The sequence below is a fragment of the Duganella sp. Root198D2 genome (assembly GCF_001428585.1).
Taxonomy (GTDB): Bacteria; Pseudomonadota; Gammaproteobacteria; order Burkholderiales; family Burkholderiaceae_D; genus Rugamonas.
Genome location: NZ_LMIC01000051.1, coordinates 76,816 through 90,508, shown reverse-complemented (window position 1 = coordinate 90,508; position 13,693 = coordinate 76,816). Strand labels below are relative to the sequence as shown.

The 13,693-nt window shown below is 64.2% G+C and carries 12 protein-coding genes; 7 read left to right on the top strand and 5 right to left on the bottom strand.

Translation table 11 applies throughout. The features are described from left to right. Positions 1 to 879, bottom strand: coding sequence for a hypothetical protein (locus tag ASE26_RS28720; protein WP_055935876.1), 879 nt, complete (start codon positions 877 to 879; stop codon positions 1 to 3). Positions 880 to 997: 118 nt separating this feature from the next. On the opposite strand from ASE26_RS28720, the gene ASE26_RS28715 reads away from it, so the two are divergent. The 4 genes from ASE26_RS28715 (at position 998) to ASE26_RS28700 (ending at position 5,424) form a co-directional block, all read left to right on the top strand. Further along, entirely contained in the window at positions 998 to 1,351 is a 354-nt protein-coding gene (locus tag ASE26_RS28715; protein ID WP_055935872.1) for an ArsC family reductase, read from the top strand. Next, positions 1,348 to 2,481 (top strand): succinyl-diaminopimelate desuccinylase, encoded by a 1,134-nt coding sequence (gene dapE, locus ASE26_RS28710; protein WP_057247375.1) that lies wholly within the window; start codon positions 1,348 to 1,350, stop codon positions 2,479 to 2,481. Before ASE26_RS28715 ends, dapE begins: the two co-directional genes overlap by 4 nt. Positions 2,482 to 2,491: 10 nt before the next feature. Continuing rightward, complete coding sequence (prmB, locus tag ASE26_RS28705; RefSeq protein ID WP_055935866.1) at positions 2,492 to 3,382, top strand: 50S ribosomal protein L3 N(5)-glutamine methyltransferase; 891 nt, start codon at positions 2,492 to 2,494, stop codon at positions 3,380 to 3,382. Positions 3,383 to 3,453: 71 nt separating this feature from the next. Then, positions 3,454 to 5,424: an ATP-binding cassette domain-containing protein gene (locus ASE26_RS28700; RefSeq protein WP_055935864.1), complete on the top strand. Its 1,971-nt coding sequence runs from the start codon at positions 3,454 to 3,456 to the stop codon at positions 5,422 to 5,424. Here ASE26_RS28700 and ASE26_RS28695 read toward each other — a convergent pair. After that, positions 5,394 to 5,864, bottom strand: a complete 471-nt coding sequence (locus tag ASE26_RS28695; protein ID WP_055935861.1) for a chemotaxis protein CheW — start codon at positions 5,862 to 5,864, stop codon at positions 5,394 to 5,396. The two genes, ASE26_RS28700 and ASE26_RS28695, sit on opposite strands and share 31 nt — an antisense overlap. 127 nt (positions 5,865 to 5,991) lie before the next feature. On the opposite strand from ASE26_RS28695, the gene ASE26_RS28690 reads away from it, so the two are divergent. Beyond that, a complete protein-coding gene (locus tag ASE26_RS28690; protein ID WP_057247374.1) occupies positions 5,992 to 7,017 on the top strand; it encodes an HDOD domain-containing protein in 1,026 nt (341 codons plus the stop codon). 45 nt (positions 7,018 to 7,062) lie between these two features. Here ASE26_RS28690 and ASE26_RS28685 read toward each other — a convergent pair whose 3' ends face one another. The 3 genes from ASE26_RS28685 to ASE26_RS28675 all read right to left on the bottom strand — a co-directional run bounded on the left by ASE26_RS28685 (position 7,063) and on the right by ASE26_RS28675 (position 11,352). After that, entirely contained in the window at positions 7,063 to 8,925 is a 1,863-nt protein-coding gene (locus tag ASE26_RS28685; RefSeq protein WP_229208218.1) for a flagellar assembly protein A, read from the bottom strand. Positions 8,926 to 8,973: 48 nt separating this feature from the next. Further along, positions 8,974 to 10,863: a flagellar assembly protein A gene (locus ASE26_RS28680; protein ID WP_156410025.1), complete on the bottom strand. Its 1,890-nt coding sequence runs from the start codon at positions 10,861 to 10,863 to the stop codon at positions 8,974 to 8,976. Positions 10,864 to 11,001: 138 nt separating this feature from the next. After that, positions 11,002 to 11,352 carry a hypothetical protein gene (locus tag ASE26_RS28675; protein ID WP_156410024.1) on the bottom strand — a complete coding sequence of 117 codons (351 nt, stop codon included), beginning with the start codon at positions 11,350 to 11,352 and terminating at the stop codon, positions 11,002 to 11,004. Positions 11,353 to 11,537: 185 nt separating this feature from the next. On the opposite strand from ASE26_RS28675, the gene ompR reads away from it, so the two are divergent. Both ompR and ASE26_RS28665 read left to right on the top strand, forming a co-directional pair. Next, positions 11,538 to 12,302, top strand: a complete 765-nt coding sequence (gene ompR, locus ASE26_RS28670) for a two-component system response regulator OmpR (protein ID WP_055935850.1) — start codon at positions 11,538 to 11,540, stop codon at positions 12,300 to 12,302. Positions 12,303 to 12,327: 25 nt separating this feature from the next. Further along, positions 12,328 to 13,662 carry a sensor histidine kinase gene (locus ASE26_RS28665; RefSeq protein WP_229207266.1) on the top strand — a complete coding sequence of 445 codons (1,335 nt, stop codon included), beginning with the start codon at positions 12,328 to 12,330 and terminating at the stop codon, positions 13,660 to 13,662. The last annotated feature ends 31 nt before the right edge of the window (positions 13,663 to 13,693 follow it).

The following is a 13,693-nucleotide window of genomic DNA, read 5'->3' as shown; positions in this document are numbered from 1 at the left end:
TCAGAATTCAACTTCGAAGTAGACGCGCGCCTGGTGCTGCTCCGCCCATTGCAGGATGGCGCGCACTTCTTCCAGCGCTGCCAGCGTGGCCTTTTTAGCCGGCAGCTTTTTCGTCGAAGCGCCAATAGCCGCCAGCAGTCCATCCACCGCTGCCAGCACTTCCGCAGCCGGCGCGCCGTCCTCTTCCGCCTGGCCATCAATGCCGACGTAGTTGGACAGCGGCGCCAGCCCCTGCTCCGCGCTGATCGATTCGAGCTTGCTCCAGGCACGGCCAAGTGTCGCGGCATCCATATCGCGCTGCATTGGGCACTCTGGCTGGGAGACCAGCCACATTGGCATGCTCGCAGTGCGGAACATTTTGGCCGCATCGAGCCGGCGTTGCGCCAGGCCGGCGTTGTAGGCCGGATCGTCAATTGCCGCGGCCCAGGCATCGGCGAAGGCGTCCTCCAGCTCCAGCATCTGCCGCACATCGTCAATAATGTCCGGCGGGGCTGCGGAAAGGCTGCTGCGCCGCGATACCGTCACCGCGCCAAAATGCGACAGGCCATGCACCTTCAGCACGCCCTTGGCGCCGTCCTGCTTTGCGTAGTAATGGTTGACTGTCTTGTCCAGGTCCTCGCGGCGCGGGCCCATTTCATTGATGGCCTTGACCTTGGCGTCGCTATAAAACTCGCCCCGGGCATGGCGGCGGGCGTTCATCAGCTGGCTGTGCGCTTCACGCTTCACCTCCAGTTCGGCGCGCAGCGCCGCCAGGCGTTCGATGGCGGCGCGTTCGCCCTCGGATGCGGCGCGCGACAGCGCCAGTTCCAGCGCCCGCTGTTCCAGGTAATGCGAATTGGAAGTGTCAATTTTCGCTTCGGTCCTGGTCGGGGCAGTCATGCAGCTGGTCCTTTGATGATCTTCAGTAACATTAGCAAAACGTACACGGCTTGTCACCCCCGGTGCCACGATATAATGTCGTCCTTCGGCTGCAGCGCGGCCCCAGCACAACTTCTCGATGATAATTCTCTACGGCATCCCCAACTGCGACACGGTCAAGAAAGCCCGCGTATGGCTGGCTGGCCAGCAGCACGACTTCACCTTCCACGACTTCAAGAAACAGGGCCTGGAGGAAGCCACCGTGCGCACCTGGCTGAAAACCCTGGACTGGGAAGTGCTGGTCAATAAGAAGGGCACCACCTGGCGCGCCCTGCCCGACGAGCGCAAGGCTGCCGTTACCGGCGCCGATGCTGCCGTCGCCCTGATGCTGGAGAATCCGTCCGTGATCAAGCGCCCGGTCCTGGTTGGCGCCGGCCCGAAAGCGCATGTCGGTTTCAACGACGCCATGTACCAGGAAATTTTCGCGGCATGAGCGCGTCCCGTACCCTCGACCTGACCGAAAAGCTGCTCGGGCGCGAGTCCGTCACGCCGGACGACAAGGGCTGCCAGGACCATTTGAAGTCCTGGCTGGAGCCGCTGGGCTTCCAGTGCGAGACCATCATTTCCGGCGAAGTGACCAATCTGTGGGCGCGCAAGGGCACTGAAAGTCCGGTGCTGGTGTTTGCCGGCCATACCGACGTGGTGCCGACCGGCCCGGTCGAAAAGTGGTCGTCCGAACCGTTCTACCCGACCCACCGCGACGGCAAGCTGTATGGCCGCGGCGCTGCCGACATGAAAACTTCGATTGCCGCCATGGTCGTCGCCTGCGAGGAATTCCTGGCTGCGAACCCTGGGCATAAAGGCTCGATCGCCTTCCTGATCACTTCCGACGAAGAAGGGCCGGCCACCGACGGCACCATCAAGGTGGTGGAAAAGCTGAAGGCGCGCAACGAGGCGATCGATTACTGCATCGTCGGCGAGCCGACTTCCGACAAGACCCTGGGCGACATGATCAAGAACGGCCGCCGCGGTTCGCTGTCGGGCAGCCTGACCATCAAGGGCGTGCAGGGCCACATCGCCTACCCGCAACTGGCGAAGAACCCGATCCACCTGGCCGCGCCGGCGCTGGCCGCGCTGGTGGCGGAAGTCTGGGATCACGGTAATGAGTATTACCTGCCGACGTCCTGGCAGATGTCGAACATCAAGGCCGGCACGGGCGCGAACAACGTGATTCCGGGCGACATGCACATCGACTTCAATTTCCGCTTTTCGACGGCTTCGACGCACGAGAGCCTGCGCGAACGCGTGCATGCCATCCTCGACAGGCACGGCCTGGAATACCAGCTTGACTGGACCTTGTCCGGCCTGCCGTTCCTGACCCCGCGCGGCACGCTGTCCGAGGCGCTGTGCCACGCCATCAAGGATGAAACGGGCGTCGACACCGAGCTATCGACCACCGGCGGCACCTCCGACGGGCGCTTCATCGCCCAGATCTGCCCCCAGGTGATAGAATTTGGCCCCCCGAACGCCAGCATCCACAAGATCGACGAGCACATCGAAGTGCGCTTTATCGATCCGCTGAAGAACATCTACCGCCGCACCCTGGAAAACCTCCTGCGCTAAGAAGAAAACTATGGATACCACCCTGTACACCACCCCGCGCGACCTGATTCGCCACGCAGTCACCCGTTTCAACAAGGCCAGGCTGTTCTTCGGCCACGGCAGCGCCGAGGCTTACGATGAAGCGGCCTACCTGACCCTGCACACCCTGGCGCTGCCGCTGGACCGCCTGGAGCCGTTCATGGACGCGCGCCTGCAGCCGGAAGAAGTCGCCGAAGTACTGGCTGTGATCGAGCGCCGCGCCAACGACCGCGTGCCGGCTGCCTACATCACCAATGAGGCCTGGCTGGGCACCTACAACTTCTACGTCGACGAGCGCACCATCGTGCCGCGTTCGTATATCGCGGAACTGATCCCGAACTACTTCGCGCCGTGGGTCAATGATGCGGAGAACGTGTCGAATATCCTGGAACTGTGCACCGGTTCCGGCTGCCTGGCGATCATGATGGCGGATGCCTTCCCCGACGCCGCAGTCGATGCGGTCGACATTTCCGGCGATGCGCTGGAAGTGGCGCGCAGGAACGTCGACAAGTACGAACTCGCGGACCGCGTGAACCTGATCCAGTCGGACTTGTATGCCAACGTCCCGGCGGGCAAGAAGTACGACCTGATCATCACCAATCCACCGTATGTGAATTCCTCGTCGATGTCCAAGCTGCCGAAGGAATACCTGCATGAACCGCAGATCGCCCTGGACGGCGGCGCCGATGGCATGGACCTGGTACGCAAGATTGTCGCCGGCGCGGCTGAGCGCTTGACCGATGACGGCCTGCTGATCGTTGAAATCGGCAATGAGAAAGCGTTTGCGGAGGCGGCTTTCGGGGAACTGGGCTTGACCTGGCTGACCACCAGCCAGGGCGACGATATGGTGTTCCTGCTTACCGCTGACCAACTGAAACTCTAAACCGGTAGTGCGGTGTCTGGCCTGCGGGGTCCGACACCGCACTGCCGGTTTCAAAGAAACGACCAAAGAAAATGATCCGCTTCATCAACGTCAGCCTAATGCGCGGCCTGAAGCCGCTGCTGGAATCCGCCGACCTGACCCTGAACCCGGGCGACAAGATCGGCCTGATCGGCGCCAATGGCGCCGGCAAATCCAGCCTGTTCGCCATGCTGCGCAACGAGCTGCACCCGGACCTGGGCGACATCGATTTCCCGAAGAGCTGGCGCATGGCCTACGTGGCGCAGGAAACCCCTGCCCTGCCGCGTACCGCCATCGACTATGCCATCGACGGCGACGCCCACCTGCGCCAACTGCAGGCCGAACTGGCGCGCCTGGAAGCGCTGCCGGATTTGCCGGAGCACGGCATCGACATTGCCCACGTCCACGCCGAACTGGCCGATGCCGACGCCTACACCGTGCAGTCGCGCGCCGAGCAACTGCTGCTCGGCCTGGGCTTCTCGCTGGAGCAGATGCAGCAGCCGGTGGCCAGCTTCTCCGGCGGCTGGCGTATGCGCCTGAACCTGGCGCAGGCGCTGATGTGTCCTTCCGACCTGCTGCTGCTGGACGAACCGACCAACCACCTGGACCTGGACGCGATCATCTGGCTGGAAGACTGGCTGAAGCGCTACCCAGGCACCCTGATCATCATTTCCCACGACCGCGATTTCCTCGATGAGATCGTGAACGTGATCGTCCACATCGACGACCGCAAGCTGAAACGCTACTCGGGCAACTATTCCGGCTTCGAGCGCCAGCGCGCGGCGCAACTGGTGCTGCAAGCTTCCGCTATCGAGAAACAGCAGCGCGCCCGCGCCCACCTGCAGTCCTTCATCGACCGCTTCAAGGCCAAGGCCACCAAGGCGCGCCAGGCGCAAAGCCGCATGAAGCAGCTGGCCAGGATGGAAGAACTGGCACCGCTGCGCGCGGCTGCCGAATTCAGTTTCGAATTCCGCGATCCGGTCAGCGCGCCGAACCCGCTGCTGGTGATGGAAGACGTGAACTGCGGCTACCACACCGAGCAAGGCGACAAGACCATTGTGCGCGGCGTGACCTTCTCGCTGGTGCAAGGCCAGCGTATCGGCCTGCTGGGCGTGAACGGCGCCGGCAAGTCGACCCTGATCAAGACCATCGCCGGCGACATCGACCCGCTGACGGGCACCGCCACCACCGGCAAAGGCCTGGTGATCGGCTACTTCGCCCAGCACCAGGTGGAGATGCTGCGCCACGACGAATCGCCGCTGTGGCACCTGCAGAAGATGGCGCCGACCGTGCGCGAGCAGGAGCTGCGCAACTTCCTGGGCAGCTTCAACTTCCCTGGCGATATGGTGACCAGCAAGATCGCCCCGTTCTCCGGCGGCGAGAAAGCGCGCCTGGCGCTGGCCCTGATCGTATGGCAGCGCCCTAACCTGCTGCTGCTGGACGAACCGACCAACCACCTGGACCTGGAAACCCGCGAGGCGCTGACCGATGCGCTGGCGCAGTTCGAAGGCACGCTGCTGGTCGTATCCCACGATCGCCACCTGCTGCGCGCCACCACCGAGCAATTCATCATCGTCGAAAGCGGCCGCCTGCGCGAATTCGACGGCGACCTCGATGAATACAAGGACTGGCTGCTGCAAACCAAGATGGCCAAGCCTGCAGCTGCGGCACCGGCCGCAGCAAATGCTGCCGCCCCGGCAGCCGGCGCAGTCGAGGACACGCCGCTTTCCGCCACCGACCGCAAGGAACAAAAGCGCCTGGAAGCCGAGCAGCGCCAGCGCCTGTCGGCCCAGCGCAAGCCTTTGGAAAATCGCCTGAAAAAGGTGGAAGCCGCCATGGCCCAGCGCAGCGAACAGAAAGCTGCGATCGACTCGGCCCTGGCCGATCCGGCCGTCTACGAAGCTGAAAACAAGCCGAAGCTGAAAACCCTGCTGGCCGACCAGGTCGAGTGCAGCAAGGAGCTGGAGCAGCTGGAAGGCGAATGGCTCGAGCTTCAGGAGCAACTCGAAGCACTGGCCGCCTGACGCGGGCGCTTCGCCGCGCGCACCGCCATCAGGCGGTCGATATCAAGCATGATCAGCCGGCGCTCGCCGAGCTGTCCCATCCCCAGCAGGTAGTCCACCTCCTCGCCCCCGTGCGGCAGGGGGTGGACTGCGCTGGCCGGCAACGACACCAGGTCGGTTACACCATCGGTCACCATCCCCATCACGCAGGTTGAAAGCTGCAGGATGATCACGTCGGTACGCGGATCGTGCGCCAGCGGACGTGGGCCGAACGCCACGCGCATGTCGACGATGGGCATGATGACCCCGCGCGACAAAGCCACGCCTTCAACGATCTCCCCGCCCGACGCAATGCGTTCGAGCGCACTCAATGGACGCAACTCCTGCACGCGGCGGTAGTCCAGCGCGTATTCAAGGCCGCCCAGGCGGAACGTCAGGTACTGTCGCAGGTCGGCTTCCATATTGCTCCTCTGATTCCGCTGATACGCTGTTCCATCGTACCGTTACGCAACAGCAAGCAGTTTGACCATCCTCAAAGATTGCAGCCTGGGCTACAATGCTTTCATAACAATTGCTGGGAAAGCACCCATGTTCCAATGGCTGAAGCGATTGCTCGCCACACCTGAAAGCCGGCCCCAGCCGGCAGCTCCTGCCGCGCCGGCACGGACAACGCCCACGCCGGCGCCGGTCCCGGTGCTGTCGCCCGCCCTCGAAGGCGGCCCCGATTTCGAACAGAAGGACCTGGTCAACGCCACTTTCCAGCGCTGGCTGTTTGGCCTGCACCAGGACGAATCGCTCGATACCACGGCGCCCGAGGGCCGCGTGCTGCACGAGTTGATCCTGGCCGCGCAGTCGGGGCACAATGCGGCCGACATGCTGCGCCGCATGCCGGGCGTGATCCCGCAACTGCTGCAAAGCCTGCGCAGCGAGAATTTCGCCGGCGCCGACATCGCGCGCAAGATTTCCAACGACCTGGTGCTGGTGGGGTCCGTGCTGCGCCTGGCCAATGCCGCCATCCAGAACAGCGGCGAGGTGACCAGCATCAACAGCGTCGAACACGCCGTGATCGTGGTTGGGCAAGAGGGCTTGCGCCAATTGATCACCACGGTCGCGTTCCGCCCCATCATCGACCTGAATTCGGGCCATTACACCAAGCTGCTGGCGCCGCGCATCTGGGAGCAGTCCGAAAAAAGCGCCGTCGCCTGCCGTATGCTGGCGCCGGAATTCGGCGTCGATCCGTTCGAGGCCTTCCTGGCCGGGCTGGTGGTGAATGCGGGCCTGTTGACTGCCTTGCCAGTGCTCGACAGCGCTGGTGCCAAGCCAGGCGAACTGGGCTCGACTACCTTCCGCGCCCGCCTGGCCCACGAGTCGCTCGCCATTTCGGCCGGCATATCGGAAGCGTGGAATTTCCCGCCCTCGATCACGCAAGCGATCCGCGAACAGGGAACCATGCGCAAGGGGGAACAGCGCACGCCGATGGCGCGCGTGCTGGCGGTGGGCGATTACCTGTCCAAGATCCGGGTCCTGCAAGCCAACCGGGCAATCAACGACACGGACCACAACCTGTTCCACGACCTGCCGCTGGGCGCCATGCCCTGCTACGCTGCTATTTGAAAGTCGGGGTCAGGTCTGGCAATCCGCCAGACCTGACCCCGACTTTCATGCTGCGCTGCCGCTCCAGTCGAACTGGCCGCCGCTGCCGATGAAGAGCGGGGGCTGCGTGCCCAGCGGGGCGCGGACGCGCAGTTTGACTTCTTTTGGCGGCAGCAGGTAGGCCGGCCCGAGGTCGGGATTGAACACCAGTTTGCGCACTACCATGTCGCCGGCCACCATGCGTACCGTGCAGCGCGCACCGCCGACAACCAACAGTTTCTGCTTGTAGACATGCTCACCCAGTTCCTGTTCCTTCTGCTGCGCGGCCTGCGCTTCCTTCATCGCCACTTGCAGCCGCGCCACCATCTTCAGTGACGGGCCGACCTTCAGCGCCATTTTCTGGAACAGCGCCAGCTGCTCCTGGTTCAGCGTGACTTCCTGCTTGCGCACCTTGCTGGCCAGTTGCAGGTAGTTGCGCACTTCCTGGTCGGCGGTGATGGCGTCCATCTGCTCCTTGCAGCGCTGCGCCTGCTGCTCCTGCTTGTCCGCGCGGAAGGCGCATTCGGCCAGCTTGTCGTCGTATTTGCCGGTATCGGGCACCATCACGTGGAGCTGCATTTCGGCCTGCTTGCGCGGGCCGGCGCTATCGATTTCGATGCGGCGCGCCGCAATGGCGCAGCCGGCGGCCAGCTTGATCAGCACCTCGTCGGCCATGATCTCGCAGTTGTAAGCCTCGGTGATGATCACCCGCGAACCGGTAATCACACAGTTCTGCGCCTTGCCCAGCACCACCTCGCCTTTTTTCGCCTGCAGCAGCGCGCCGGAAGCGACGCCCGCCACGCGGATATTGCCGTCGGCGTTGGTCGCGCTGCCGCCCATCAGGTTCTTTTGCAGCGCGATGGTGCCGCCGCGCGAGACGATATTGCCGAAGACGTCGGCATGCACGGTGATATTGCCGCCCTCCACCGTGCGCTGCTCCTGCACTTCGCCGAATTCCTCATAATCGCCGTCGAGCTTGAGGTTGCCCGTGGTGCGCGCGGACACGCCTTCGCGGCTGACGATCTTGGGCCCGATGGAAATGCGCTTGCTCTTGCTGTCGACGTTGATGAAGCCTTCGCGCGAAGACACCAGGTAGTCGACGCCATCATGATGTTCCACCACAGTCCCCTCGCCGGCCACCGTGGCCAGCTCCAGGTCGCGCGCCGGCGGCGGTTCCAGCACGATGCCGGACAGCTCGAAGCCGCGCGTGCCCGCCTGCGGCGGCTCGCGGCGCAGCAGCCGCGCCCGGGCTTTCACTTGCGGGAAGCGGTTCTGGAAACTGTGCAGGTCGAAGCGGCCATTGGCCAGCAGGCGCGGTGCATTGGAGCGGTGGATGCTTTCCGAAACCTCCACGATGGCGGCGTCGCGTCCCGGCACTGGCGGCAGCCTGCGCGCCACGATCAGGCGCGCCACCTTGCCGCTGGCAATGGCCTCGCGCACCGCCGGCGCATCGATGCCGAAGCGGATGCCCTTGGTCCACATATCGGCCACGAACTCGCCGAAATCGAGATGGGCCGGAACCGGCGCCTCGCCTTCGGCTTCAATAAACACCGGTTCGAAATAATATTCCGCCTCGCCGCCGACGATGCGCACCGACTTGTACAGGTCGCGCCGCCCGCTGGGGAATGGCACGACATCGTCGGCGAAACGCCACAGGGGCTGGCCGTCCATGCCTTCCGGCAGTTCGGGGCCGACGCCGTACACGGCGCGGATGAAGACGCCGTAATCCAGGCCCCGGAAGCAGGCGCCGGACAGGAATACCTGGTTGGCAGCCGCCTGCAGCAAAGCCGCCGGGGCTTCCGCCTTGAAATACACACCATCGGCACGCTGGACCAGCGACGATGGCAGATTGCCAGCCGCCGCGGCGGCCGTGGCAGCGTCTGCAGGCACCTTGTCTCCCGGGTTATCTTCTTGCGCCATTGTACGGCTATCGGCCCACTACGCTACGCTCGCCTCGGCCGGGGCCGCGCCATGCCAGTTTACGCTGCCGGTGGAGCCGGCGAAGATGGCCATGCTATCGAGCCGCGGGCCACGCAGCATGGCTTTGTAATCCTTGGGCTGCGCCATGAAGTTGGCCGCCACCGCCTCGCCCAGGGGCAAGGTCCGCACCAGCACTTCGCCGTCGACCATGCTGACCCGCACCGAGGAGCGGGCGGCGGCATCGCGCTTGAGGGCTTCCAATTCGTCGCGGCGGGCGCGCGCTCCAGCGATGGCATCTTCCGCCACCTTGATCGATTGCACCAGCTGGCCGATCTGCTTGATGTGCGGCGCCACCGCGCCTGCCACTTTCTTCAGGTGCGGCACCTGCGCCGGCGTCAGGTGGATCTCGCCCTTGCGCAGCTTTTCCGCCAGCGTCAGGTAGCTGCGCACCTCGGACATGGCATTCAGGCGGTCGTGTTCCGCGCGCCAGGCAGCAATTTCCACCTCGTGCACAGCGACCTGCTTCTGCAGCGCTTCCAGCTCGGCGTCGTGGCCGGCGACGTCTTTCACCACCACATAGACGAACATTTCGCTGCTCTTGCGCGGGCCGGCGCTTTCCACTATGACGCTGCGGCCGGCGACGGCGCAGCCGATGGCCAGCTCCATATTTACTTCGTCGGCAAAGATCTCGCAGTTGGAGGCTTGCGCGATCACCACCCGGGGCGCGCTGATCACGCAGCTTTCGGCGCGGCCGGTGATGGTGACGGTACCGCAGGCAGTCTGGATGGTGGCGCCAGAGGCCACGCCCTCGATGCGGATGTCGCCCTTTGCATTGATGGCACGGCCGCCCACCAGGTTGCGCCCCAGGACGATGGTGCCGCCACTGGAGTTGATGTTGCCGAACACGTCGCCGTGCACCGTGATGTCGCTGCCGTTCACGTCGCGCAGCTCCTGCACGTCGCCGAATTCTTCAAAGGCGCCCATCAGCTCCAGGTTGCCGGTGGTGCGGCCGGACACGCCTTCGCGGCTGATGATCTTGTCGCTCAGCGCCACCTGCCCGCTTTTCGGGTCGACATTGAGGAAACCTTCGCGCGCGGCTACCAGGAATTCGCCGTCAGGCTCGCGGGCGATGACCGTGCCCTCGCCCGCAAGGCGGCCCAGATCGACGTCATTCGGCGCCAGCGCGGCCAGCGGCTGGCCGGCGATATTGCGGCCCGGCTCCCCCGGCACGCCCGGCAGTTTTTGCAGCAGGCGCATGCCCTGCTTGATCTGCGGGAAGCGGTTCTGGAAGCTGGTCAGGTCGACCGTGCCGTCCGCGCGCTGGCGCGGCGCATCGCTGCGGTGCAGCTCGGACGCCACTTCAACCACGCGCGCGTCCTGCGCCGGGGTCGGCTCCAGGTCGAGGGCCGCCGCCACGCGTTCACCCTTGGGTGCTGCCAGCGCGGCGCGCACAGCCGCCACCTGGATGCCGAAGCGCACATTCTTCAGCCACATATCGGCGACGAATTCGTCGAAATCGAGTTGCGCCTGGCGTTCCGGCAGCAACGTGCCGTCCGACAGCTCCTCGGCCGGCAGGTAAATCGGTTCAAAGAAGTATTCCGCCTCGCCGTCGCGGATCTTGACGTTGCGGTACAGGGGCTTGCGCGCGGATGGAAATGGCTCGAGCCGGTCGCCCAGGCGTACCAGCATTTCGGGATTGGGCGCCAGTTCCGCCCCTGCGCCGTACAGGGCGCGCGCCAGCACCGGGTAATCCAGGCCGCGCAGCACATAGCCGCTGCGGAACAAGGCATCGACCGCGGCGACCAGTTCAGGCGCGAGCAGGCGCATGTCCAGGTAGACCCCGTCGGGGCGCTGGACTACACCGGCCGGCAGGTTGCCGGCGCTCTCCTGTTGTGCAATTTGGGACAAAGCTCCTCCTCCAGTGCCCTGATCATGGGCGCGCCGGGGCGCGTTGTCTTGCGGGCAATCAATATTACACGCAAAACATCAAATTCCGGAGGTTTTTGGGGCCGAAAGTTTTCCTAACGTTACGTAAACGTCACAAAGTCACCGCCTGCGCGGCAGGGAATACACTTGCTGGCCCGCTTCATTGATCTGGCGGCGCAGGTCGCGGCGTTCGTCCGGGGTCATGCGGCCCGTACGGCGCGAGTCTGCGTTGTCCCGGTCGTCCACCATGCGTGGCGCATCGTCCATCCTTCCTTCATACTGGCGTGGATAGCGCGCCTCACGGGCGTCGTTCATACGATTGTCGCGGAAGTCGCGTGGCGCTTCACGGCGTTCCTGCTGGCGGCCGCGCTGGTCGGACTGCGCATGCGCGCCGGCCATCAAGGTGCAGCACAGGCCGGCGCACAGCGCCAAAGCCGCTTTGCCCACTCCTGTTTTCGCACCAAGTTTCATCGCCGTCCTCGTCGTACTTGCCGTATCCATGCCCGCAGTGTATGCGCTACAACTTCCCATAGTAAGAGCGACTGGGTAAAGTTTGTAAGAATTTGTAATGAGTTTTCACCGGTATGGCACCGGCAATCAATATGACGTTACCATAGCGACATGCATCTGACAATTCAACAAGATCAATCCTTCCCATGAATACCACCACTACCCCTCCAGCCGCGACCGGCGGCCAGCAAGGCCACCAGGCCAAGATCATGGTGGTGGACGATGACGTCCGCCTGCGCGACCTGCTGCGCCGCTACCTGACCGAGCAAGGCTTCAACGTCGTCACCGCCGAAAACGCCACCGCCATGAACAAGCTGTGGCTGCGCGAACGTTACGACCTGCTGGTACTGGACCTGATGCTGCCCGGCGAAGACGGCCTGTCGATCTGCCGCCGCCTGCGCGGCGCCGGCGACCAGACCCCGATCATCATGCTGACCGCCAAGGGCGAGGATGTGGACCGCATCGTGGGCCTGGAAATGGGCGCCGACGATTACCTGCCGAAGCCGTTCAACCCGCGCGAGCTGGTGGCCCGTATCGGCGCCGTGCTGCGCCGCAAGCAGCCGGACGAAATCCCGGGCGCGCCTTCCGAGCACCCGCAAACCTTCGAGTTCGGCCAGTTCGTGCTGGACCTGGGCACGCGTACCTTGAAGAAGAACGGCGAAACCGTGCCCCTGACCACCGGCGAATTCTCGGTGCTGAAAGTGTTTGCGCGCCATGCGCGCCAGCCGCTGTCGCGCGAAAAGCTGATGGAACTGGCGCGCGGCCGCGAGTACGAAGTGTTCGACCGCAGCCTGGACGTGCAGATTTCCCGCCTGCGCAAGCTGATCGAGCCGGACCCGTCCAGCCCGCTGTACATCCAGACGGTGTGGGGCCTGGGCTACGTCTTCATCCCCGAGGGCCAGCCACGCTGATTTTGGGCTGTCGATGAAATTCCGCATGCCACGCCCGGCGTCGCTGACCAGCGGCCTGTTCTGGCGCACTTTCCTCCTGCTGAGCGTGCTGACCACGCTCTCCATGTCGGCCTGGTTCGGCATGGTCAACTATGTCCAGCGCGAGCCGCTGGCGCAGCAGACTGCCGCCCAGGTGGTGTCGGTGGTGACCATCACCCGCGCCGCCCTCACCCATTCGGCGACCGACTTGCGGCGCGAGCTGCTGTTCGAGCTGGTGTCGAACGAAGGCATCCGCGTGTTCACCATGGAGGACGACGACGAGGTGGCGCCGCCGCCAAGCTCGGGGCTGATGGCCGACATCCAGACCCTGGTGCGCGCCAAGCTGGGCGCCGATACCCGTTTTTCCTCGGAAGTCAATGGGGTGCCGGGCTATTGGGTCAGCTTCAAGATTGCCGACGACCGTTACTGGCTGATGCTGGAGCGCGAACGCCTGCAGGGTCCGGTCGAATGGCTGGGCTGGGCCGGTGTGGTGGCGCTGGTGTCGCTGCTTGGTGCGGCGCTGATTTCCAGCCTGATCAACCTGCCGCTGAAACGCCTGACCGCCGCTGCGCGCGAGATTGCCCAGGGCCGCCATCCGGAGCCGTTGCCGGAAGTCGGGCCGCAGGAAGTGCGCCAGGCCAACCGCAGCTTCAACCAGATGGTGGATGACTTGCAGCAGGTCGAATCCGACCGTGCGGTGATCCTGGCCGGTATTTCCCACGACTTGCGCACGCCGCTGGCGCGCATGCAGCTCGAGGTGGAAATGGCCAACCTGTCGCAGGAAGCGCGCGAGGGCATGCAGTCGGATATTGCACAGATGGATGCGATCATTGCGCAGTTCCTCGACTATGCCAAGCCAACCGAGGCTTCCAGCTTTATCAATGTGGATATGGCGGCGCTGCTGGCCGATTGCACGCATGAGGCCGGCCGGCATTCCGATGTCAAGGTTACGGCTGAGATCCCTGAACAGGCGCATGTGCTGGGCAACGCGACCGACCTCAAGCGAGTGATTGCCAACCTGGTTGAGAATGCACGGCGCTATGGCAAGACGCCGGGGTCGGAGGTGACCGAGCTTGATATCAAGTGCTCGGTGCGGGGGATGCATACGGCCAAGCGGGTGGTGATTGAGGTGCAGGACCATGGCGTGGGCGTGCCTGAGGATCAGATCGCGCAGCTGTTGAAGCCGTTTACACGTCTGGATACGGCGCGCGGACAGGCGAATGGGGCTGGGCTCGGGCTGGCAATCGTGGATCGGGTGCTGTCGCGGCATGAGGCGGAGCTGGAGGTTGCCAACCGTGAGGGTGGTGGGCTGAAGTTCACTATTTCTTTGCGCGCGCTTTAAACCGTCTGTTCTGCCGTCAGGGGTTCCATCC